The 23720-nt window shown below is 51.8% G+C and carries 21 protein-coding genes; all 21 read left to right on the top strand.

The genetic code is table 11. From position 1 onward, the window contains the following. The first annotated feature begins 104 nt into the window (after window positions 1-104). The 21 genes from A15D_RS09865 to pgi all read left to right on the top strand — a co-directional run bounded on the left by A15D_RS09865 (window position 105) and on the right by pgi (window position 23529). A complete protein-coding gene (locus A15D_RS09865; RefSeq protein ID WP_102791799.1) occupies window positions 105-1883 on the top strand; it encodes an SLC13 family permease in 1779 nt (592 codons plus the stop codon). A gap of 28 nt (window positions 1884-1911) precedes the next feature. Then, window positions 1912-2526: an adenylyl-sulfate kinase gene (gene cysC / locus A15D_RS09860; RefSeq protein WP_102791798.1), complete on the top strand. Its 615-nt coding sequence runs from the start codon at window positions 1912-1914 to the stop codon at window positions 2524-2526. A 16-nt stretch (window positions 2527-2542) separates the two neighbouring features. Further along, window positions 2543-3097 carry a transcription/translation regulatory transformer protein RfaH gene (gene rfaH, locus A15D_RS09855; protein ID WP_102791797.1) on the top strand — a complete coding sequence of 185 codons (555 nt, stop codon included), beginning with the start codon at window positions 2543-2545 and terminating at the stop codon, window positions 3095-3097. A gap of 197 nt (window positions 3098-3294) precedes the next feature. Beyond that, complete coding sequence (locus A15D_RS09850; RefSeq protein ID WP_102791796.1) at window positions 3295-4443, top strand: polysaccharide export protein; 1149 nt, start codon at window positions 3295-3297, stop codon at window positions 4441-4443. Then, window positions 4443-4874, top strand: coding sequence for a low molecular weight protein-tyrosine-phosphatase (locus tag A15D_RS09845; RefSeq protein WP_102791795.1), 432 nt, complete (start codon window positions 4443-4445; stop codon window positions 4872-4874). Before A15D_RS09850 ends, A15D_RS09845 begins: the two co-directional genes overlap by 1 nt. Window positions 4875-4997: 123 nt before the next feature. Then, window positions 4998-7211, top strand: coding sequence for a polysaccharide biosynthesis tyrosine autokinase (locus A15D_RS09840; protein WP_102791794.1), 2214 nt, complete (start codon window positions 4998-5000; stop codon window positions 7209-7211). A gap of 115 nt (window positions 7212-7326) precedes the next feature. Next, the gene (locus A15D_RS09835) at window positions 7327-9345 is read left to right on the top strand and encodes a YjbH domain-containing protein (protein WP_102791793.1); all 2019 of its coding nucleotides are present in this window, start codon (window positions 7327-7329) and stop codon (window positions 9343-9345) included. Between the two features lie 164 nt (window positions 9346-9509). Beyond that, window positions 9510-10499, top strand: a complete 990-nt coding sequence (locus tag A15D_RS09830) for a hypothetical protein (protein ID WP_102791792.1) — start codon at window positions 9510-9512, stop codon at window positions 10497-10499. A gap of 218 nt (window positions 10500-10717) precedes the next feature. Further along, a complete protein-coding gene (locus A15D_RS09825) occupies window positions 10718-11374 on the top strand; it encodes a sugar transferase (RefSeq protein ID WP_102791791.1) in 657 nt (218 codons plus the stop codon). 21 nt (window positions 11375-11395) lie between these two features. Then, window positions 11396-12265 (top strand): sulfotransferase domain-containing protein, encoded by an 870-nt coding sequence (locus tag A15D_RS09820; RefSeq protein ID WP_102791790.1) that lies wholly within the window; start codon window positions 11396-11398, stop codon window positions 12263-12265. A gap of 1 nt (window position 12266) precedes the next feature. Next, window positions 12267-12941, top strand: a complete 675-nt coding sequence (locus A15D_RS09815) for a sulfotransferase family 2 domain-containing protein (RefSeq protein WP_146026867.1) — start codon at window positions 12267-12269, stop codon at window positions 12939-12941. Continuing rightward, a complete protein-coding gene (locus A15D_RS09810; protein ID WP_102791788.1) occupies window positions 12931-14127 on the top strand; it encodes a hypothetical protein in 1197 nt (398 codons plus the stop codon). Before A15D_RS09815 ends, A15D_RS09810 begins: the two co-directional genes overlap by 11 nt. After that, window positions 14127-15290: a hypothetical protein gene (locus tag A15D_RS09805; RefSeq protein ID WP_102791787.1), complete on the top strand. Its 1164-nt coding sequence runs from the start codon at window positions 14127-14129 to the stop codon at window positions 15288-15290. The genes A15D_RS09810 and A15D_RS09805 overlap by 1 nt, the downstream gene beginning before the upstream one ends. Further along, the gene (locus A15D_RS09800; RefSeq protein WP_102791786.1) at window positions 15280-16362 is read left to right on the top strand and encodes a glycosyltransferase; all 1083 of its coding nucleotides are present in this window, start codon (window positions 15280-15282) and stop codon (window positions 16360-16362) included. Before A15D_RS09805 ends, A15D_RS09800 begins: the two co-directional genes overlap by 11 nt. A 24-nt stretch (window positions 16363-16386) precedes the next feature. Continuing rightward, on the top strand, window positions 16387-17322 hold the full coding sequence (locus A15D_RS09795; RefSeq protein WP_102791785.1) for an SIS domain-containing protein: 936 nt from the start codon (window positions 16387-16389) through the stop codon (window positions 17320-17322). 35 nt (window positions 17323-17357) lie between these two features. Further along, a complete protein-coding gene (locus A15D_RS09790) occupies window positions 17358-18731 on the top strand; it encodes an oligosaccharide flippase family protein (RefSeq protein WP_146026866.1) in 1374 nt (457 codons plus the stop codon). Window positions 18732-18821: 90 nt separating this feature from the next. After that, a complete protein-coding gene (locus tag A15D_RS09785; protein WP_102791783.1) occupies window positions 18822-19163 on the top strand; it encodes a VanZ family protein in 342 nt (113 codons plus the stop codon). 24 nt (window positions 19164-19187) lie between these two features. Beyond that, window positions 19188-20066 carry a UTP--glucose-1-phosphate uridylyltransferase GalU gene (gene galU, locus A15D_RS09780; RefSeq protein ID WP_102791782.1) on the top strand — a complete coding sequence of 293 codons (879 nt, stop codon included), beginning with the start codon at window positions 19188-19190 and terminating at the stop codon, window positions 20064-20066. A gap of 128 nt (window positions 20067-20194) precedes the next feature. Beyond that, window positions 20195-20533, top strand: a complete 339-nt coding sequence (locus tag A15D_RS09775; protein ID WP_102791781.1) for a four helix bundle protein — start codon at window positions 20195-20197, stop codon at window positions 20531-20533. 72 nt (window positions 20534-20605) lie between these two features. After that, entirely contained in the window at window positions 20606-21889 is a 1284-nt protein-coding gene (locus A15D_RS09770) for a nucleotide sugar dehydrogenase (RefSeq protein WP_102791780.1), read from the top strand. A 2-nt stretch (window positions 21890-21891) separates the two neighbouring features. Next, window positions 21892-23529, top strand: a complete 1638-nt coding sequence (pgi, locus tag A15D_RS09765) for a glucose-6-phosphate isomerase (protein ID WP_102791779.1) — start codon at window positions 21892-21894, stop codon at window positions 23527-23529. Window positions 23530-23720 lie beyond the last annotated feature (191 nt).

Raw genomic sequence — 23720 nt, 5'->3', positions numbered from 1 at the left:
AGACACTCTGGTGACAGATGCTCTTTGCACAGCATATGCGCAAGCCGTAGAATTGGCCGGCTTTAGAAATGTGATTCATTTCTCTTTTAAGGGTGAGGGAACCTATGACACCAGATATGGTGTTCACCATAGCCGTGTTGATCATGGTGCTCGCGGCGTTGGCCACCAACAAGGTGCCTGCCGACGTGACCATGATGGCGGCCCTGACCCTGTTGTTGCTCTACGGCATCATTACCCCATCGGAAGCCCTGAAAGGCTTTGCCAACCCCGGTTTGATGACCATTGGTGCGCTCTATGTGGTTTCCGCCGCCTTGCGGGACACTGGCGCGATTTACTGGGTCGCGCACCGTCTGCTTGGCAGTCCGAAAACCGTGCTGGCCAGCCAGACCCGCATGATCGTGCCTACCTCATTGCTCAGTGCGTTCCTGAATAACACCACCGTGGTCGCCATGATGATCCCGGCCGTGCAGGATTGGGCGCAGCGGCTGAAAATGTCACCCTCCAAATTCCTGCTGCCGCTCAGCTACGCGGCGATTCTGGGCGGTACCTGTACCCTGATCGGCACCAGCACCAACCTGGTAGTCGATGGCATGGTGCAAGCCCATGGCCTGCCGGGATTCGGGATTTTTGACCTGGCCTGGGTGGGCATTCCGCTGCTGATCATCGGCTCTTTATACCTGCTGTTTATCGGTCGCCACCTGTTGCCGGAACGCAAAGGTCTGATGGAGCAGCTGGAAAATGCCCGCGAATACAACGTGGAAATGCGTATTTCCAACCCCAGCCCGCTGGCCGGTAAAACCATCCGTGAGGCAGGTCTGCGTAACCTGGCGCATGGCTACCTCACTGAAATTCAGCGCGGTGATCGCCTGCTGACTGCCGTAGGGGCTGATACCCCGCTGGAAGTCGAAGATGTGCTCGTGTTCATCGGCGCCCCGGAATGCGCCCGGGAACTGCAGCGCTTTAATGGTCTGGTGCCTGCCCATGCGGGTTCCCACAAACTGGAATTGCATAACCACCAACGCTGCCTGGTCGAGGTGATCCTCAGCCAGGAATTTCCCGCCATTGGCAAAACCGTCAAAGAATCCGCTTTTCGCACTCAGTACCAGGCTGCCATTCTGAGCATCAGCCGTAACGGTAAGCGTCTGTCGGGCAAAGTAGGGGACATCGAGCTGCGGGTGGGCGACACCCTGTTGCTGGAAACCGCCAAGTCGTTTGTTTCCCAGTATCAGTATCGTCGAGACTTCATGCTGGTGAGCCCGCTTCAGGACTCCTCTCCGCCAGACTTCCGCAAGGCGCCGCTGGCGGTCATGGTGCTGGTGGGCATGTTGGTCGCAGCGGCCTTTAGCTGGGTATCTACCCTTGAAGCCTCCATGGTGGCTGCAGGCATCCTGCTGGTCAGCCGCTGTGTTACCGCCAATCGCGCCCGGGTTACCGTCAGCGTCAACCTGTCGGTTCTGGTGGTCATTGGCGCATCTTTTGCAGTGGGCGAAGCCGTAGAGAAGAGCGGCACGGCTAACTGGATTGTCGAATCTGTGCTCTTGTCGGGCAATGTGGGCCCCTGGGTTGCCCTGCTTATGGTCTACTTGGTCACCGCGCTGTTCACCGAAATGATCACCAATAATGCCGCGGCAGTGTTGGTGTTCCCGGTCGCGCTGGAAGTGGCACGCTGGCTGGAAGCCAGCCCGTTGCCGTTTGTTGTCGCGGTCATGTTTGCCGCCTCGGCCAGTTTTATGACACCGCTGGGTTACCAGACCAATCTGATGGTCATGGGGCCGGGCGGATACCGGTACGTGGATTACCTGAAGGTCGGGCTACCCATGAGCGTACTGGTTGCGTTGGTCACTGTGACGTTGGTCCCGGTGGTCTGGCCTTTCTTTCCCTAGCCCTGTGTATATGTGAGGACATTGTTTCATGAGCACCCCCTACCAGCAGAAAAAGCACGACTCCAAGGCCCACGTGGTATGGCACGAGACCAATATCAGCAAGGGCGACCGTGCCAGCCAGAAAGACCAGAAGCCGGTGTGCATCTGGCTGACAGGCCTGTCCGGTGCGGGTAAGTCCACCATTGCCAACGCCCTGGAAGTGGCGTTGACCGAGAAGGGCAAGCACACCTACCTGCTGGACGGTGACAATGTTCGCCACGGTCTGAACAAAAACCTGGGCATGAGCGATGAAGACCGTGCCGAAAACATTCGTCGCGTATCGGAAGTGGCCAAACTGATGGTCGATGCGGGGTTGATCGTGGTGACGGCATTTATCAGCCCGTTCCGTGCCGACCGTGACGCTGCCCGCGAACTGTTTGATGACGGTGAATTCGTGGAAGTATTTGTCCACGCACCGCTGGAAGAGTGCGAGAAGCGTGACCCGAAAGGTCTGTACAAAAAAGCCCGTGCGGGCGAAATCAAGGAATTCACCGGTATCGACAGCCCCTACGAGGCGCCGGAAAAAGCGGAAATCACCATCAACACCGCTGAAAACGATATCGAAGCTTGTGTAAAACAGATCATGGCCGAACTGGGCATTTAATGGCCGGGGTTTAACCATGCAACTTGCCAGGGAAGGCATGACCATGAACGACGAACCGCCCGGGCCCTGTGCTCAGGGTGAAGCCAACTGGTACGCCGTGCAGTGCAAACCCGGCCAGGAGCAGCGGGCGCATGAAAACCTGATCAATCAAGGTTTTACATGTTTTTTCCCGCAGGTCCAGGTCGAGCGCATACGCTCTGGTGCCAGAAAGCAGAAGCTTGAATCCCTGTTTCCCGGTTACCTGTTTATTGAACTGAAGGTAGGCGGTGAAGACTGGAGCGTGATCCGTTCCACCAGGGGGGTGTTAAGGCTGGTTCGCTTCGGTAGCCAGCCGACACCCATTCCCCGTGCAGCCATGGGGGCCATCATGGCCCGTACAGGGGCTGCCGAAGGGGCAGAACAGATATTCAAGACGGGCGATGCGGTGCGCATCACCCGAGGACCGTTTGCCGATCTCGACGCCGTATTCGATCGGTTCAACGGGGAAGAGCGGGCTATCGTGCTGATCTCAATGCTGGAGAAACAGCACAAATTGGCCCTTGCCGTCGGGGATATTTCCCGCGGCGATTAAGCGATTAACCCCAGCGCCAGCGATGCTGAGTCGCCAGGCCTGTCGGGAGCCCAGAATACGCTGGATAATGGTCAGTGTGGCGGTAGCGTGCCTTCGAGTGCATGTGGCCAGACAACCGGGCGAGCGGTAAAAAGGACACCGACCAGGGCAAGCATTCCGTGTGATGTGGCGACTGGCAATTAACTATCAGGATGAATATGACCAACAACGTTAGCCCTCTTTCCAGAATTGCCGTGCTTGGCATCGTCCTGGCCATGCTTGGCGGCTGTGCGTTTGCCCCGGGCTCCCACATGTCTTCCCCGGGCTGGTTCAACGAAAACGATGACAACGATGACATCCCAGAGCTGGAAGACACCGTTGAAATCTACCCCATCAATACGGCGGTCCTTTCACAGGCTCAGCAGCAGGCCGCGCTGGCCTCTCCCTCCGCTGACCTCAACATCGATACCGGCAGTTACGACTACATCGTCGGCATCGGTGATGTGTTGCAAATTACCGTCTGGGATCATCCCGAGTTGACCATTCCCGCGGGCTCCATGCGTAGCGCAGAAGAATCCGGCAACTGGGTTCATAACGACGGAAGCATCTTTTATCCCTACGTTGGCAAGATCCAGGTCGAAGGCCTGAAGGTCACTGAAATTCGTGATCTCATTGCAGACCGGCTGGCCGAATATATTGAAAACCCCCAGGTAGACGTGATGGTAGCGGGCTTCCGCAGCCAGCGAGTCTACGTCACCGGGTCGGTCATGAAACCGGGCGCCTACCCCGTGACCAACGTGCCCATGCGTTTACTGGACGCGGTGAATGCCGCCGGCGGTCTGACCGAAGTGGCCGACTGGAGCGATGTCACCCTGACCCGTGCGGGCAAGGACTACTCCCTGAGCCTGCGTGAGATTTACCAGCGGGGTAACGCCAGCCAGAACGTTCTGCTGCAGGCCGGTGATGTATTGAACGTGGCCCGTAACGATGACAACAAGGTGTTTGTCATGGGCGAAGTGAATGAAGCCATGCCAGTGCCCATGACCCGTAATGGTCTCACCCTTGCCGAAGCGTTGTCCGCCTCAGGCGGTTATGATCAAAACACCGCCGATGCCTCCGGGATCTTCGTGATTCGCCGTGCACCACAAGGCAGCGAACACCTGGTCGATGTCTACCAGCTCAATGCCAAAGACGCTACCGCCCTGATTCTGGCCGACAGCTTCCCGCTGCAAAGCCGTGACATCGTGTATGTGACCGTAGCACCGATTGCCCGCTGGAACCGCCTGATCAAGAACATCATGCCGACCTTCCAGACTATCTACTATGGCGCCCTTGGCGCAGACCGCATTCGGGATCTGGACGAATAATGTTTAACCGGATTTTGGTGCTGTGCGATGGCAATATCTGCCGTAGCCCGACCGCCGAGGCATTGTTGAAAGCCCAGTGCCCCGATAAGCAGATCAGCTCTGCAGGGCTGGTGGGGCTTGAGGGGCAGGGCATGGAGCCTACCGCACAGGCCATGCTGGAAGCCGACGGTCAGCCTGCCCCCTGCCATGTGGCCCGCAAGCTCAGCCGGGAAATGTGCGCAGAGGCCGATCTGATTCTGGTAATGGAAAAGCGCCAGCGTGACAAATTGACACAACGTTATCCTGAAAGTAGTGGCAAGGTATTCCTGCTGACCCAATGGAATGGGCAGCAAGACATCCCGGATCCGTACAAACGGAGCAGGGAAGTCTTCGAGCAGGTCTACCAACGCATCGCCGAGGCAACCACCGCCTGGGCCAGCAAGCTCCACTAACCCCCTACCCCTGTAGGAGCCATGCTCGCATGGCAATTTGAAAAGCCGGAAACGCCAAGGCATCACGCCAGCGATCCGCCAAACAGACAAGACCTGTAACAGACCAGCAAGGAATAACAGGGAATGACAGAAACACGCCAAGCCCAGCAACCGCATCACGGCACTAGCGATGATGAAATCGACCTGCTCAAGCTGATTGCGGTATTGAAAGATCACCTGGGCCTGATCATTGCGATCACCGTACTGGCAGGGGGCCTTGGTGTCGCTTATGCCTTGCTGGCCACGCCGATCTACAAGGCCGATGCGCTGCTGCAAGTGGAAGAAAAGCAAAGTGGCGTACCCGGCTTTGAAGAAATCAGTGAAATGTTCGCAGAAGAGTCGTCAGCCTCTGCAGAAATCGAATTGATTCGCTCTCGTATGGTGCTGGGGCAAGTTATCGACCGCTTCAATATGCAGGTGATGCTGGAACCGGACCGTCTTCCCATACTGGGTAAATTTGGCGCCCCTGCACCGCTGGAAGATAGCCGTGCTCGCCCCTTGTTTGCAGGCTTCCGGGATTCGGAAACCTTCGTCACCATTGAACACTTCTCTGTGCCGGAAGAGTGGCAGGATGAAGTTTTCACGTTGCGCGCATCAGAAAATGGCAATGCGCAACTGTATTACGAGGATGAATTGGTAGCAGAAGGACCTGTGGGGCAGCCTATTAGTGGTATGCAAGGGCGACTGCGGTTGGTAATCGGCCAGTGGCAGCCGGGTAGTGAAGACTTGCTATTAGTACAGAAAGAGCGCCTGGCTGTTATTGAGGGTATTCGACAGAATCTCGCCATTGCTGAGCGTGGCAAAGATACTGGGATTTTAGCTATAAGCTATGAAGGTCCGGTTCGGGAAAAAAACCGTAAGGTGCTTGACGCGATCAACGAGGTTTACCTTACTCAAAATATTCAGCGTAACGCTGCAGAAGCTGAAAATAGCCTGGAATTCCTGAACGAGCAGCTGCCAGAGCTAAAGGATAAACTGATGAGCTCAGAGGAAGCGCTCAATCAGTATCGGCTTAAAAACGAGTCCGTCGACCTGACTCTCGAAACACAGTCGACTTTAGAGCGCCTTGTCACTGTGGACGCTCAACTCAACGAGCTGAAAATCAAGGAAAGTGAAATCTCCTCACGTTTTACGCAGTCTCACCCTGCCTACCGCACTCTGATTCGCCAGCGTCAGTCCCTGCAACAGGAAAAAGCCCAGATTGAAGCAGACATCAAACGCCTGCCGGAAACCCAGCAGGAAGTATTGCGTATGATGCGTGATGTAGAGGTTAACCAGCAGATTTATGTTGGGCTGCTCAACAAGGTGCAAGAATTGCGCATCATGAAAGCCAGTACAGTGGGTAATGTACGAATCATTGATGATGCAATGGTGCCGGCAAATCCGGTAAAGCCGAAAAAGGCTGTAGTAGTGATTGTTTCGATTCTTGTTGGCGCAATGCTTGCTGTTGGCTATGTGCTCGTTCGTGCGATGCTTCATCGGGGTATTCAAAGTCCTGAGCAGCTGGAGGAACTAGGGATTGCTGTTTACGGCAGTGTTCCTTTGTCTGAAGAACAGCAAAAACAGGACCAGAAAATTTTTAAAGCTCGAAAGCGAAAATCAGAAAATAAATATATCCCATTGCTGGCCCGTACCAATCCGGCGGACTTGGCTGTGGAGGCCTTGCGCAGCCTGCGGACCCGATTGCACTTTGCCATGATGGAAGCGGGTAACAATGTGCTGATGATCTCTGGCCCCAGCCCGGAAGTCGGCAAGTCCTTTATCAGCGCCAATATGGGCGAAGTGCTCGCCTCCATTGGTCAACGTGTGATTGTGATCGATGCGGATATGCGTAAAGGCCACCTGCATCGTTACTTCGAAAATGGGCAGACCCCCGGTCTGTCCGATTGGTTGTCAGGCCAGGTAGAGATGGATGCCGTGATTCATAATGGTGGGCAGGAGAAGCTGGATTTTATTCCCCGTGGTCAGATTCCGCCTAACCCTTCAGAACTGCTGATGCACGAACGTTTTGGGCAACTGATTGAGAAACTCTCTGGTGAGTACGATCTGGTTTTGGTAGATACACCGCCGATTCTTGCAGTTACCGATGCCGCGATTGTCGGACAAAGCGTAGGCACCTCTTTGGTAGTCGCCCGCTTTGGGCGTAACTCTGCCAAAGAGGTAGATGTAGCCGTAGGGCGTTTCGAGCAGCATGGCATCGCCATCAAAGGGGTCATCCTCAATTGCATGGAAAGCCTGGCCAGTAATGAGTACGGCTACTACGCCTACGGCTATGGCCCAGACCACACCAACAGCTAACCTATGTTAATGCGACTGTAGGAGCCATGCTCGCATGGCGATGCCTTTAAACCCTGAATCCCCACGCAGACACTGAAAAGGGAGTCACGTTTTGCCGCAACCCGCGAACCGAAAAATGACCAAGCCCAGATTGATCCGGCATCTGCCGGGCACGGTTTACATGGCCTGTCTGGTGGCGGGTAGCAGCGCTAATGCTGCCGGACCGGATGTTGCCTTTCCGGGCTACAGTGGTTTTCTGAATGTGCCATCTTCCAGGGTGTTGGAACATGGCACCATGGATGTGCAATATTCCAATCAGGGGTTCATCCGCGGCAATTACGAGTACTACGATAACGTCTCTGGTGTCATGGGGATATTTCCCAATGTGGAAATCAGCGGTCGGGTAATCTGGGAGAACACCCATACCAATTTGTTTGTTGACGGGAAAGAAGTTCGGGATTTATCCGCCAACGCCAAACTGCAAATTCCGTTCATTCCTGAGGATTGGTTTACCGCGTCGGTCGGCATTCAGGACATTGGCGGTGAAGTGAATTTCTTTGATTCAACTTATGCTGCAGTTGGGCGCGAATTCGGGCCATTTGAGATAACGGCGGGTTACGGTGAAACCGATATTGAAGAGCGTTACCTGAGCGGGGCTTTTGGTGCAGTGGAGTACCGACCCTTTGACTGGGGTAGTGTGATTGCTGAATACGATAGCCGAAATGTACGCTTTGGACTTGGTGTCACTACGCCTGCTAAATGGTTGCCTGGTGGGGTACAACTAAAAGGGAAAGTGCTGCTCAGTGATCAAGGTGATGACGACAACGATCGCCATTTCGTTTCGGTTGGGCTTTCGATTCCTTATGGCAATGCAGCAAGAAAGCGTCGTTTACTTGACGAAACGATGCCGGTTTCAGATTCCGGCGCTGTCGAGTCAGCGAAGGTGGCGATAACACAACCCGCTAATGAGTTGGCGCGGCAGTCGGTGGAGCTCGAAGTCAAGGGCGTTGAAGAGCGCGAGCTATCAGTGGAACAAGAGGCAGCACTGGTCGGCAAACGTTTGGTTCAGGCTGGGTACGAGAGAGTGAAAGTCGGAAGCAAGGGCGATACGTTATGGGTGCGCTGGGAAAATAATCTCTATAACAGGGATGAGCGAGACTCTATTCACGACGTTGCCCAGACAGTTCGTCGTTATGCTGAGGTTCACCGAATGGCAAGGCTTCAGCTGTTGAATCAGGGGATTCCCGTCGTCGAGAGAACGCTTAACCTCGATGCCGATCCAGGGCAGGATTTGGCCGGCAGTCGTTTTCCCCAAGCGGATTTCTGGCAATCGGAAGAACTGCCTGAGTGGTCCTATTCCGGGTCCTTCGGACCAGCCTGGAAACCGCGACTGGAAATCGCCCCAACGATTACGACCGGTGTTGCTACCGATTACGGCGTCTGGGATTATTCGTTGGGCGTAGCCTCAGAGTTGTCCCTGTCGCTGTGGAAAGGCGCACTTGTCTCTGCCACCTACAATGTCGAAATTGATCAATCCGATGATTTTGAGGAAGGCGGGGCCTACTACAACAACCGCCAGCGGACGGATCTGGTAGAAGCAGAGGCTCAGCAAACCTTCAAGCTGCATTCCCTTCTTTACACAAGTTTTCATGCAGGCCGTTATGCCTTCGATTATGATGGCGTCCTGAATGAAACGGTATTGTTTGCCCCCAATGGCCGCCATAGTCTTGGGTTCCTTGGCGGGCAATTCAAGCATACAGAAACAGAAAATGTGACAGAGCAAGGACTGGCTCGTTATAGCTATTACAACCCAGACATGGACGTGCAGTTCGACATATATGGCGGACAATTCTTTGCCGAAGATACAGGTGTGCGGGTGGATACTCGCTTCTGGTTCGGTGACTATGCGTTCACGCTTACCTACAAAAACACCGATGCTGAGTTTGTCGGTCTTGGCTGGGTTATTCCCCTTACTCCTGTTAAAGACAAGCAGTGGCGTTACCTGCAGATTAAGGGTAACCCGGACTGGAACTACGGGGTTCAGACACGCATTAGTGAGCGTAATTTCATATCTTTCGGTGGGGCTGCAATTTTGCGCTCTGCAAATCCTCTGCAGAACCTGTACATGAACAGGGGGAGGTTGCCGAATCGCTAGTTTTTAATCGTTACGACACAGTATTGGCTTAAATTGGCGTAAATGTTGCTTAATTAACCTGTTGTGTAGATAGTTCTGTAGTACTACAGAGCTAGTTAAAGCGTACAGGGGTAATCAAGGATTGGGTGAAAGCCCAAAAGTTAACGGAAAACAGGAGTTTATCTATGCGTTTTTCTCAATCAAAAGGGCGTTTCAGCCGTAACCTGCTTGCTGCAGCGATTCTCACTCCCACCCTGGTGCTGACAGGTTGCTTCTTCGATGATGATGATGACGACAAGCCGGGGTCTGGCGGTTCGACTTCTTCATCCGCAGGTTTGGCCTATGACGGTTACCTGATCGGCGCCACCGTCTGTATCGACCTGAACTTGAACAAGACCTGCGACGCCAGCGATCCCAGCAGCACAACCGATGCAAACGGTAACTTCAACATCACTGGCCTGACGGCTACCCAGGCCAAGTACCCGCTGGTGTTGGAGTCTACTGCCGATACCGAGGATAGCGATAACCCAGGTGTCAAAGTTGGGACGGGCCTGAAATTCCTGGCTCCGGCAGGCAGCAAAACCGTCAGCGCGTACTCCACCATTATTCAGGCCAAAATCCAGGCGAAATTGGCTGGGGGCGATACCCGTACTCTGGCGCAGCTGAAAGCTGAAGCTGCCACCGAGCTGTCGACGACCCTGGGTCTGGGTGGTGTGGATCTGACTGACTACGACCCGATTGCGACCAAAACGGGCAGCGGGGCAGAAGCCGACAAGATCACTGCGGCCAAGATTCACCTGATGAATCAGATTCTCTCTAACGAGCTACTCACCAACCTGCCGAACATTATCACTCAGGCGCAAGGTGCCGGTGTAACCCCGGGTGCGGCGGCGTCCTTGCTGGCTGAAAAGCTGGAAAGCGTTATCGCAACCATCAAGTCTGAGGTGGATACCGCCACCTCGGGGCTGGCTGATGCAGCGGCTATCTCCGCTTTGGATGAGAGCAATGTCACGATCTCTGTGCTGCCAATCTCCGTAACCAATGCTGAGCTACAAGCACAGCAGACGGATGAAGATGCAGCCAACGAAGCTATCGAAGACGAGTTGGGCGATGCTGGCGACGGTGGCTCTACCGGCGGTACTGGTGCAACCGGTGGCTCTGGTGGTGTGATCTAATCCCATGCCCTGAATCCTTGAACTTTCGAGTTCAAGGGGCCGACTTGCCCCCAAGGCAAGTCGGTTATTCTTTCTGTATCACAGGGCCCTTTAGGGCCCTGTTTCTTCCTCAATATTTCGGTAGGGCTGTATTCAATGAATACGGCAGGCTGGGTAATGCCGGAATTCAGTATTCTCGACTCTAGGGATGTGCCACAGGCACTCAGGAGCGAAAGGTCATGGAAACAAATAACGCGACGATGCCTCTACTGCCTCTCGATAGTCCCCTAAAACGCAGCATGAAACGATTATTCGATTTTTTTGGCGCGTTGGTATTGCTGACAATGTTAATGCCGTTTCTGATCGTCGTCGCGTGCCTGGTTCGCGCTTCGGGCAAGCAGATTATTTTTGGCCATGAGCGTATCGGCGTGGAGGGGAAGCCCTTCAAATGCTTGAAGTTTAGAACCATGGTAGTGAATGCTCAGGAAGTACTTCATGAGCTTTTGGAGAATGACCCCATCGCACGTGCCGAATGGGAAAAAGATTTTAAACTCAAGAATGATCCGCGCATAACGACTATTGGCGCTTTTCTGCGTAAGACGTCGCTGGATGAACTGCCACAGCTATTTAATGTGCTTAAAGGCGAGATGAGTCTGGTTGGACCTCGACCGGTTATCGATGAAGAAATCAAGCGATATGGTGCGGGTGCGGACTACTATTTTGCCGTGCGCCCAGGTATGACAGGCCTTTGGCAGGTGAGTGGGCGCAATGATGTTGGTTACGATGAGCGTATCAGCATGGATGTGGAATATGTAAGAAATTGGAGTTTTAGATCGGATATTGAAATTCTTTTTAAGACTGTCGGTGTGGTTTTCGGCAAGAGTGGGGCTTACTAAACTTGTTGGCGGTTTGAAGAAATGTCGGATGTGATAATACCAGACTTGGTGGTGGGCGGAGCCCCCAAAAGTGGAACCACTAGTTTGTTCATGTGGATGTCTGAGTCTCCTGAAGTTATTCCTTCAAGCAAGAAAGAAACCAATTTTCTTCTTGATAAGGAAAGCTGGCTTTTTAATTCTGACTCTTACCTTAATAAAGGGGTTGATGGCTACACGCGATTTTTTGGTGAGCGAAAGAGTGGGCAGCTATTAATGGAAGGCTGTGCTGTTTATTTATACTCTGAAACCGCCAGAAAGTTTTTTTCGAATAAAAATACGAAAGTGGTTTTTGTTCTGAGAAATCCTGTTGAAAGAGTAAAGTCTAATTACAACTATTTCTTCAAGGTTAATCAGAGTGATAAAGATATAACGTATGAAGAATATATTGATGCGCTTCTGAATGGCGAATTAATTAGCGAAAATGAGCAAGTTTCACAGGCTCTAGAGCATGGCAATTATGCCTTATATTTGCAGAGGTGGTACGAGGATTTAGGCAAAGACAGGGTGAAAGTGGTTTTGCTTGATGATTTGAAGGCGAATCCTGACTCTGTAGTTAAAGATATCTGTGAGTGGACGGGGATTAGCACCGACTTTGTCGATTCTTTGGTTTTTAATGTCGATAATGCCTCTTATGCAGCAAAGTCTAAAGTGTTTCATGTCGTCGCACGGTTCTTGTCTGGATTGCTTCCAGATGGAAAGTTAAGAAACAAGATTAAGAATTTTTATATATCAATTAATGGAAAGCGCAGTAACGAGGAATCTCCCAACGCCAAGCTGGTGAGCCATTACAGAGAAAAGAATATGGAGTTGGAACAGCTTTTGTCACGGGATCTGGCGTTTTGGGAGAATTAAATTGAGTTTTTATTATTCCAGATATCACATTCCCAGGTTTATGCCGCTGAAGTGGGGGCTGAGGTTAAGGGAGGCAACAGGTATCCCTCCGGTTTACAGTCAGCAGAGCCGTGATAAGAAGTTAATTTTCATACATATACCAAAAGCGGCTGGTTCTAGTGTAGGAGAGCTGTTGCTTGGTACAGATAGGGTCGGGCATTACCCTTATGAAATTTATCAAAAATACAATCCGCGTTGGTTCTCAGAATTTTACAAAATCTCTGTTTGTAGGCATCCATTCGATAGGTTTGTTTCCGCATTTGATTATCTGGTTACAGGTGGAAAAGGGCGTGCGGATGCTACTGTTGGGGCCTACCTCTCTGAATTTGAGGGAGGGGTTAACGAGTTTGTTATAGCTGCATTTGATGAGGGATTTGCTCTCCGAAATGCCCATTTCTATCCTCAGCATAATTTTGTATTTGATAAGGAGGATAAGTTGGTGGTTGATAAGTTGTGTCGTCTTGAGAGTCTTGATGCTGACTTTAAAGAGGTCTCTATTCGTTTTGCTGCTGGGCGTAATTTGGAGTATGTGAATAGGGGTAAGCGGGGCTCTAGTAGCCGCTTAAATAGGGTGGCTATGGATAAGCTATACCGTATTTACAGAAAAGACTTTGAGCTGTTGGGTTATGAAAGATAGGAAAATAGTTTTTTTGGTAGAGTACGACAAGGCTGGCGAATTTTTTTTTAGATTCGCTGCCGCGATTGGTGGCCATTGTGTATTTGTGACAGCACTGCCGTCAGTCTATTTCAAAGCCAAGCTGTTAGGATATCAGGCGTTTTTAACTGGCTGGCGAAAGCATGGTGAGAAATTGTCTGTTTCTGATGCTGAGCTTGAGGCAACTAAAGCTGTAGCTTTGGGGGCCATGCCCATAAGAAAAGCTAGGGATAGGGCCTGTGAAGTTTTTAATGCTGTGAAATCGGCAGTGTTCACCGATGAAGAAAATAAAGATGTCTATGTTTTGACTTGGAATGGCGCAAGTGTATCAGGTGTGGCTGCGAGAGCAATAAAACAACATTATCCGGAAACTAAACTTTTGTTTCTCGAAATAGCTAACTTGCCAGGAAAGATTTTTGTGGATCCTAAAGGCGTAAATGCCCAATCGTCTTTATACAGGGACCCATTATTGCTTGATTTATATGATTTGCCTTCTGATAAAGAGTTTTCTGAATGGACGGAAAACTACGTTGCTGAGAAGTCAAAACCAAGCTATGTTGCCCCCCAGGCGAAGAAGCAAGCCTTGGGTGCTTTTGCCTTAATTGACTTTTTTTATTCGGCAGTTTTTGGGAATAATTACTTTGGAAGTCCGGTTTTAAAAATAAAGAATTATCTTGGCTATAAGAATGAGAATAAAGTCAAGGTGGACTATGTTAAGCACTCCGAAGTTGGTCTTTTTGCATTTCTTCCTTTGCAAGTGAGTAATGACTCTCAGATTCTTATCAATAGTGATGTCGATAATGTTGATGCTATTCGATTAATATCAAGCCGAGAGAGCTGTCTTTTGGTAAAGCCTCATCCCGCTGAAAGAGATACTTCGTATTTAGCCCAAGCTGTTCTTGGTATGAGTAATGTTTCTGTAACAGATGAAAATACTTTTGACTTAATAAGGGCGTCGTCTAAGGTATATACAATCAATTCTACTGTAGGGCTTGAAGCGCTGATTCTTGGTAAAAATGTTGAATTCTTGGGGCGGTCGTATTTCTCTCATTTCAATAACGATAGGCTTAAGCGCTACATCTTTTCTTTTTTAATTAATATTGATTTTTTTTCTGAGTCCAAGATTTCCCGGTTGGATGCAGAAAATGTTCTGAGTCGAGCAGCTTAATGCGAGTTAGGAAAAGTGATTTAATATTTTCCCTTTTGTTTGTTCCTCTTTCTTTTAAGGTTATTCCGCTTGGTTTGGCGGGTGCGAAAGTTTTTCATTTGACATCCCTTTTGTTTGCGCCCTCGATACGCCGAGCAGCCTTTTTAAACAAATTCTTTTTGCTTTTTTTTGCATCTACAGTTGCGACTGTCTTTATTCAGTTCCTTTATAGTGGTCAATTTTCTGGCTACTATCTTGCTAGACATATTTTTTGGCTCTATTGTTTCTTGATCGGGTTTTCAATAGCTAAAAGGTTTCCCGAAAAAGACTTGATATCCGCCTTTACTGTCAGTGTTTACTTGGTGGTTTTTCTGGTTTTTCTGAAAAACCTTTTATATCTGGATGTGATCGTCTCAATGTTCTTTTCTGGCGGCGCTCACCCTAGGAGTCCGTGGAACTTTTTTAATCCAGGGTATAACGTTAATAGTGAAGTCACATGGGTGGCTATTTTTTCTTTGTTGGGATGGGGGCTTTCAGAGAATAAGAAATATGTTCTTTTGATTTTGGTGTTTGCTCTCATGAATGCGCTGGTGTCCAAGGTGAACGGTGCCATCCTTCTCGTCTTATTATATTTTGTTATCGCTACATTCGTCAGGTTTAGGTCTGAGGTGAAAATTGTCGGATTTGTTGTGGGAGCGATTGGGATCGCAGTGATTCTCTTAGGGCTTTCATATGAGTTTTACGAAGAGTTGGGATCCGGTCGATTAGAATTGTGGTTTGTTGCTGCTGAGGAAATTAAGAAGTTTAGCTTTCTGGAGGTTTTTTTGGGGAGAGGAATAGGCTCTCTCGCTTCTTTTGGCTATTTTGAAGACCTTTCTCTCTTGGATTTTCATAATATTTTTATAGATATTTTTTACGAAATGGGTGCGGTGGGGCTTCTGATTTACGTTTTATGTATTCTGGTTCCTGCACTTAAAGTGTCTCTACAGAGACCGACTGCTGGCAACACACTGAATCGATCTTTAGGTGTGGTGGTCTTGTTGGTTCTTTTTAATGGTTTGTTTACCCCTCGCCCTTTAGATCCCATGTTTGCATTTATTGTTGGAGCCTTTCTGGGTACATCTTCAGTGATGAGAAGAGAGGGAGAGAGGCATCGGATATTGAGTATTAATCATGCCAGATAGGTTCGTTCATATTATTGAAGCTTCGGCAACTGGGACGTTGTCAATGGCTGCTATGCTTGCTGGAAAACAGGCCAGTGGCGGCGCAAGAGTGCTAGTTATCTATTCGGAAAGAGAAGAGACGCCCAAAAACATTTCTGAAATGTTTGGCGAAAGCGTTCAGTTAATAAAAGTTGATATGTCTTCTCTTAAGGGTAAATTAATAAGCTTTTTTATAGTTAGGAAGTTGCTTAAAAGTTTTGGGGTGTCTGTGGTGATACTTCATTCTTCTTTTGCTGGTTTTATAGGTCGTATTTCATCTCTTCTTATCGGGTCGGAGTTTCGTTTATTTTATATTCCTCATTGTATTTCTTTCATGAGAAAGGATGCCGGTCAATTTAAAAAAACGATTTTTCTCTTTCTCGAATGGGTCGCTGCGCTAAAGCGCTGCACCTATTTGGCTTGCTCAGAAAGCGAGAGAAAAATCATTCAAGCTTATATCCCCTTCCGCGAATGTAGACTGGTTGAAAATGCAGTTGAAATGCCGCCTGTCGTCTCGGTTGAAACTTCGAAACGGGCCAAAACCGTGATGACCGTTGGTGGAATACGACCTCAGAAAGGGCCCAGGGAGTATGCAGAAATAGCTCGTGCTTTTTCAACGATAATGCCGGATGTGGAATTTGTCTGGATTGGTGATGGCGATCCTGAACTCAAGAAGGTTCTGGTTGATGCCGGCGTTAGGGTGACGGGGTGGCTGGAGCGTAGTGAGGTTTGCGAGCAATTGCGTCTTGCCGGTGTCTATGTGTCTACCGCTCATTGGGAAGGGATGCCCGTTTCTGTCATCGAGGCTATGTATTCTCAGCTCCCTGTCGTTGCTTCCCGTTGCGCGGGCAATGTTGATGTTGTTAAGCACGAAGACAATGGTTGGCTTTTTGATCTTCCTGCTGAAGCCTGTGAACGCATTGAGAATCTTTTCCGTGATCCTGGCCTTGCGGAACAGACCGCGAAAAGGGCCTATGCCGATGCCTGCACTCGGTTTACGCCCGAGCGCTACTTTCAGACGATGTCAGATATTATGCAACCGTCTACCCTCTGAAAATCAACCCTGCTGAATATGCCCATGACTACACATGCTTTTTTAGAAACCGCCAAAGACGTCTTTCGCGTTGAATCTGATGCGGTTGCCAACCTTGCTTCACGTATTGACCAGAATTTTGTGGATAGTGTTTCTGCAATTCTGGAGTCGTCAGGTCGTTGCATTATTTGCGGCATGGGAAAATCTGGCATCATTGGAAAAAAAATGGCAGCGACACTTGCCAGCACCGGCACGCCGAGTTTCTTTATGCACCCTGGGGAGGCCTATCACGGTGATCTGGGTATGGTGACCCCGGATGACGTCTTTGTTGCGATCTCCAATTCCGGTGAAACCAGTGAAGTTGTGAAGTTGATTCCTTTCCTGAAAGACAACGGTAATTATCTCGTCTCTTTGACGGGCAACCCTGAATCGACCCTTGCAAAGGCGTCAAATAGCCACTTGGACATCTCGGTAGAGGAGGAGGCGTGCCCATTGCAGTTGGCCCCTACCGCTTCCACGACGGCGACCTTGGCAATGGGGGATGCCCTTGCGGTGACGTTGATGAAGGCTCGGGATTTCAAACCTGAAAATTTTGCCCGTTTCCATCCTGGTGGTTCCCTCGGGCGGCGTCTGCTCTCTACGGTGAATGATGAAATGGTAGCAGAGAGGTTGCCGTTGGTAGCCCCTGAGGCGTCTGTGCTTGATTTGATTGAGTCCATTGGCGTTGGAGGGTTGGGTATCGCCATTGTGCAGTCTTCTGCAGGCTTGGGTATTGTCACGGATGGGGACATTCGACGTGCAGTACAGAAATACGGAGACAACCTGTTTCAGGTCACTGCGAATGACGTCATGACACCTGATCCCGCCTGTATTGCCTCGGGGGCACGCATAGAGGACGCCCTCTATCTGATGGACAAGCAGAGAATTACTTCTTTGCTTGTAACCGACAAGGGTCAGGTGATTGGTGTTTTCAAGAAATAAAGTGTGAGGCATCTTCATTTTCTGAGGTAAATGCGTTGTCCGTTTCTTTGAAACAACGTCTCCGAGGTGACCTGGCGCTGACGCTGGCCCGCACTTTTACGGCCAGAGCGATCGCTGCGCTTGGTGCATTGGGGTTGATGGTCGTGGTGGGCCGACTTCATGGGCCTGCGGGTGTCGGGGTGCTGGCCCTTGCGCAGAGCTTTCTTTTGGGCGCCGGCCTCTTGTCCAAAAGCGGGATGGACAATGCTCTGATGCGCTATGTGGGCCAGGATCCTGATTCTCATGAGGTGATGCGTTACTTCGCTTGGGCGGTGAAGCGCGCCATGCTATCGGCGTTTCCGGTGGCGTTTCTGCTGCTGCTGTTGCGTGGCTATTTTGAGTCGTTGTTTTCTTCAGCTGGCTTGGCAGAGATGCTGATTGGGGTTTCCTTGGCGGTTCCTTTCTATGTCTTCGGTTATCTTCTGTCCGGTTTTTTCAAAGGGGTCCGTAAGTCCGCGACGGCCTGTCTGATGGAAAATGGGGCTATCGCCTTGTATGCCGGTGGCATTCTCTGGGTCGGGATGCAATTTGCACCTGAAATCAGCGAGAGCCTGCTAATGGTGGGTTATGCCTATCTCACTGCTGCAATATTGGTTGCGTTTCAGGGGGGGCTCCAGCTGTGGTTATGGTGCCGCAAGCAGACCTGGTATTTGCACAACGCTGAAGGTGACGTGGTTTCTCGGTCTCAAGCAGTAGAAAAAAAACAGTTCTTTGTGACCTCGCGTGCATTTTTTGCAGCAACCTTTGCAGGATTCATGCAGAACGTCCTGGCTGTCATGTTGGCCGGTTGGCTGTTAATCAGTGCGGATCTGGGGTTATTTAAAACGTCTCAGCAGATAGGCATGCTTATCGCGTTTATCCTATTGGTGATTAACGCTATTTTCCCTCCCCGGTTCGCCAGTTTGTACCACAACGGGAACATGAAAGGGCTCTCCAGGCTTGCCCGTCTCGGCGCGGCGCTTGGGGCAGTAGTGGCGATGCCGCTTGTTCTGGTATGCCTGTTTTTCCCGGTTTGGGTGCTTGGCTGGTTTGGTTCCGGTTTTGAGGGCGCAGCACCATTGCTTCGTATCATTGCTGTGGCGCAGTTGGTGAATGTATCCACAGGTTCTGTGGGCTTTCTGCTAAATATGACAGGCCACGAACGCTTGATGCGTAATATCGCACTCACGTGTAACGCGCTGGGCCTGGGGGCGTTTTTTGTGCTTATTTCTATGCTGGGTGCTGTTGGGGCGGCAATGGCACTGGCTTTTGTGCTGGTTTGCCAGAATCTGGTGGCGTTGTTTTTCGTGTGGCGCAGGCTTGGGATTTGGACTTTACCGGGGCCTAATGTGTTTGCGCTTCTTGGAATCCGTCCGGCACCTTTGTCATAGCTTGCTGTCAGTCTTGGTTGTCCCTATCGCTAAGTGCGGAGACGTGTTGTGCCAAGTAGAGCTTCAAGGAGCTGGATCACCGGGGTTGCGGTGTTTTCTCTGGCGGCGTTTATGCTGGGAGGAATGCTGCCCGGTGATGGTCGTGATGCGGTGAAGGCGTGGTTTTCGCTTGGTGATATTGAAAGCATTGCCCACTTTTTATTCTCGGCGTGGCTTGTTTTGCTGGGATGCCTTCTTGTTGGGCGCCACTGGGTTGTACCCGGTGCGGTGATTATTCTGGGGGCGCTGATTGAGATGATTCAGGTGTGGATCCCGGGTCGCTCAGCGTCTCTTTCTGATTTTCTGATTGATGTGGCGGGTGTTGCCCTGGGCTGCATTTTGTATGTATTGCTCCGGCGGTTCTTGCGAACAGATCAATCTGTGATTCGCTAATTCAATGATGGAAAAAGGTTTGTGATGGTTACCAAAGCTGTTCTCCCTGTTGCCGGCTTCGGCTCCCGTATGCTGCCGGCCTCGAAGGCGATCCCTAAGGAAATGCTCCCGGTGGTAGACCGGCCTGCGATTGAATATGTGGTCCAGGAAGCGGTCCGGGCGGGCATCAAGGAGATTATTCTGGTGTCGCATTCTGCCAAGACGGCCATCGAAGATTACTTTGATACCCAGTTCGAGTTGCAACACCAGCTGGAAACCAAAGGTAAGGACAAGTTGCTTGCTGAGGTGCGCGATATCCTGCCGGATGATGTGAGTGTCATTTCGGTGCGTCAGCACCGCGCGCTGGGCTTGGGGCATGCGGTGGCCTGTGCTGCACCAGTGGTGGGCGATTCACCCTTTGCCGTGTTGCTGCCGGATGTGCTGGTGGACTGTGATGGCCAGAATGAAGACTTGAAGAGCATGGTGGATCGCTTCGATGCGTCTGGTTTCCCGCAGATTATGGTGGAAGAAGTGCCGGAAAACCGCGTGGATCAGTACGGCATTGTGGCCCTGGAAGGCGCGGCGCCGGCGCGTGGCGAGTCTGCGGTGATGCGTGGTGTGGTTGAAAAGCCGGCTATCGGCGAGGCGCCGTCGTGTTTGTCGGTGGTGGGCCGTTATGTGCTGCCCGGCGAAATCATGAAAATTTTGCAAAATACGCCGCCGGGTGCAGGGAATGAGATTCAGCTGACAGATGCCATTGCTACACTGATGGAAAATCAGGTGGTAGAGGCTTATACCATGCGAGGCCAGACCTTTGATTGCGGCAACAAGGCCGGGTACCTGCAGGCGATTTTTCATTATGCCGCCAAGCACCCAGAGCTCGGTGAGGTTGCGCGGTCGATGATGGCAGAAACTGTCGGCTGACCGCTGTGAGCTGTGAGCTGACCGCTGTGAGCTGTGAGCTGTGAGCTGTGAGCTGTGAGCTGTGAGCGATTGGATAGGAAGATTCGAAATAGTTCCCATGGATGGTGACTTTTAATGCAGGAGCAGGGATGCGGTTGGAGAATTTGGATATTTGGAGGCGGTCCGTTGATTTGAGTGTCGAGATTTATCGACACTTTTCGGGGCATCATGATTTTGGATTCAGGGATCAGATAACCCGATCATCGCTGTCCTTGCCTTCCAATATCGCAGAAGGTTTTGGCCGGGCTTCAGAGAAGGAGAAAGTCCTTTTTCTGAACTATGCGAAGGGATCAGCAGGTGAGCTCAAGACCCAGCTGATCATTGGCCACAGAATTGGGTATATCCCCGAGGATATGAGCAGCAGGTGGGGCGAGGAAGTTGATCAGCTTTCAAGAATGCTCTTCGCCATCATGCGTAAGCTCAAGTGACTTTATTGCCCCAGGCCTAAAGCCTGGATGTTTTCTGACAGCTCATAGCTCATAGCTCGAAGCTGAGGTTTTATGCAGATATCAGTCTACGGCGACACCCTGTGTGCACAGGTGACAGCAACTGCGCTGGCCCAGACCGGCCACGATGTGTATTGGTATGTCACTGACATGGGGGCCTGGAATGCCCTTGAGCAGGGGGCAGCCATTTACAAGGAGCCAGGGCTGCGTTTTTTGCTGGAAGAGCAGCGTCGTTCGGGGCGCTTGCGCTACCGGCTGTATGAAGAGAGCAAGCGCCTGAACGACAGCCGTGTTGTTTTTCTGGCGGTGCAGCCTGGCAAGGTGTCGCTGCTGGAGTCGATTGTTGCTCACCATGCCGCCATGCCTGCGTTTGAGCTTGCCGTGATCCAAACGGTTTGCGCGGTGGGCACCTCTGAGCGCCTGCGTGATGAGCTGGTGGATAGTGGCAGCAGGGCAGAGCTGGCGGTGATGCCGGATATGACCCAGGCTGGCAGGGCTTACGATACGTTTACCCGCCCGGATTGCATTCTGATTGGCCATGAGAATGAAGAGGCCAGAGTGCTGCTGTGCGAGATTATGCGCCCCTATGTGCGGACTCGCGATACTTTCCGTCACATGTCGTTGCGTGAGGCCGAGTTTGCGCGCCTGGCAAGCAGCGGGATTTTGGCTACCCGAATCAGCTTTATGAATGAGATGGCGCAGTTGGCTGAGCGGGTGGATGTGGATATCAGTGTAATTAGAGAAGCTTTGGCTGCGGACTCACGAATAGGTAGTGCCTATCTGTACCCCGGTTGCGGCTTTGGCGGCCCTGGTTTGTCGGGTGATGTGATGAGCCTGGTAGACACTTTGCAGGGATATGACGCTCATGCTGGCCTTTTGGAGCAGGTGCTGGCGATTAATGAGCGACAAAAGGAGGTACTGTTCCGCAAGTTTTGGCAGTACTATGGGGGTAATGTCGTCGGCAAGCGTGTCGTAATTTGGGGGGCGTCGTTCAAGCCCGGCACGCACCGTGTGGAGAATAGCCCGGCGCTGAAGGTGATCGAAGCACTGTGGGCACAGGGTGTGCAGGTGGCGGTTCACGATCCCTTGGCGTTGCCGGAGCTGTCTCGTTGGGCAGACGGTAGAGGGGATCTGGAACTATATAAGGATCAGTATATGGCAGCTGCCGATGCTGATGCCTTGATGTTGTTCACAGAATGGAAGCAGTACTGGAGCCCGGAGTGGGCCAGGCTGCGTGGGGAGCTGAGAGAACCCTTGATTCTGGATGGTCGTAATATTTATGACCCCGTTTTCGTGCGTTCTCAGGGCTTCCAGTACAAAGGGGTAGGAAGGATCTGATTATGGTGCCGGAACAGGATGTGTTAACGGTGAGTTCCATATGGGCCCGACTAGAGCAATATGCGCAGCAGCACAGGCATGAGCACCTGGCTGACATGTTCGAGGCGGACAAGGAGCGCTTTCAGCATTTCAGCCAAAGTGATTGTGGTTTGCTGGTGGATTACAGCAAGCAGCGGCTGAATACGGATATTCTTTCTTTGTTGGTGCAGCTGGCTGATGAGCGCCACTTGGGGCACTGGATTGAGTGCCTGTTCAGTGGCCAGCGTGTGAATTGCACTGAGCAGCGATCTGCGATGCATTGGCGGCTACGTGAGCCGTCGACGACGGGGGCCAGCCCGGAAGTGCATGATCAATTGGATGCCATGGGTGCCATGGTCGACCGCATTCTCACTGGCCAGTGGCGTGGTAGCCAGGGTGATGTGATCACCGATGTGGTGAATGTGGGTGTGGGGGGCTCTGAGTTGGGCCCGTTGATGGCCGCTGCCGCGCTGCATTCCAGTATGCCGGCTACCGGTAAGCGCCCGCGTTTGCATTTCGCTTCGTCAATGGACGGTAGCCAGATTTCCCAGATTCTGCATGATCTCGACCCCAGAACGACTCTGGTTCTGGTGTCTTCCAAGTCGTTTACCACCATTGATACGTTGCACAATGCCAATACGGCCCGGGCCTGGTTGGCGCGGGCGTTTGGCGGTGAAAGTGAAGCGATGATGCGCTGTCACTTTATTGGTATTTCGTCTAATGCGGCACGGATGACTGACTGGGGCATACAGCCGCAGAACCAGCTGATGTTCTGGGAATGGACTGGTGGCCGGTATTCGCTGTGGTCTGCCATTGGGATGCCCATTGCGTTGACGGTGGGTATGGATGGCTTCCGCGACATGCTGGCGGGTGCGCATGCCATGGATGAGCATTTCCGTACCCGTCGCTGGGCGGAAAATATCCCTGTGCTGCTGGGCCTGGTGGATGTCTGGAATATCAATTTCCTTAATATTACGGCCCGTGCGGTGTTGCCTTACGATGGCCGCCTTAAGCATTTGCCAGCGTATCTTGAGCAGTTGGAGATGGAATCCAACGGCAAGTCGGTGAGCCGTGCGGGCAAGCCGCTGGAATACAATACTTGCCCGGTGATCTGGGGTGAGGTCGGCCCCAATGCGCAGCATGCTTTCTTCCAGCTGTTGCACCAGGGCACATTGCCGGTGGCGTGTGAGTTCCTGATGACCGCACGCCGTTATACCGAACAGATGCACTCTGCGTCGGCGAAGGAGCTGGAAGGCCAGCACCGGTTGTCCAATGCCAACTGCCTTGCGCAGTCTCGTTTGCTGGCGCTGGGGGAGCGGGCACTGGATCCGAAGGTGGCATTGCCTCCGTACAAGCGTTATCGCGGGAATCAGCCCAGCACGACTCTGGTGCTGGACGAGCTGTCTCCGCGTACCCTGGGGGCATTGCTGGCCATGTATGAGCACAAGGTTTTCGTGCAGGCCGTGATCTGGGGTATTAATCCGTTCGACCAGTGGGGCGTGGAGATGGGCAAGCTGATTGCCACCGACATGCTTGATGTGTTGGCCGACCCGGATTCTGCATCTGGCCTGGATGCCTCGTCCATGGCCCTTGCCCGTCATATCGCAGGTTCTTCTCTATAGAATGGGGCCCTTCGGGGCCTCCTTCTCCCTCCCTCCCTCCCTTCCTCTCTCTCTTTCTCCCTTTTTTTTGTAGGATTCTTGCGCGCGTGGCGATCCATTTCTGAGGCGAATGGGCCTAGGTGTGGCTGCCTCGCTAAGGCTCGGATCGCTATGCGAGCATAGCTCCTACAGTGAGGGAGGGGGGGCTTTGT

It is taken from the genome of Alcanivorax sp. MD8A (assembly GCF_002888555.1).
In the GTDB taxonomy this organism is placed as follows: domain Bacteria; phylum Pseudomonadota; class Gammaproteobacteria; order Pseudomonadales; family Alcanivoracaceae; genus Alcanivorax.
This window is presented reverse-complemented; position numbering and strand designations above follow the sequence as displayed.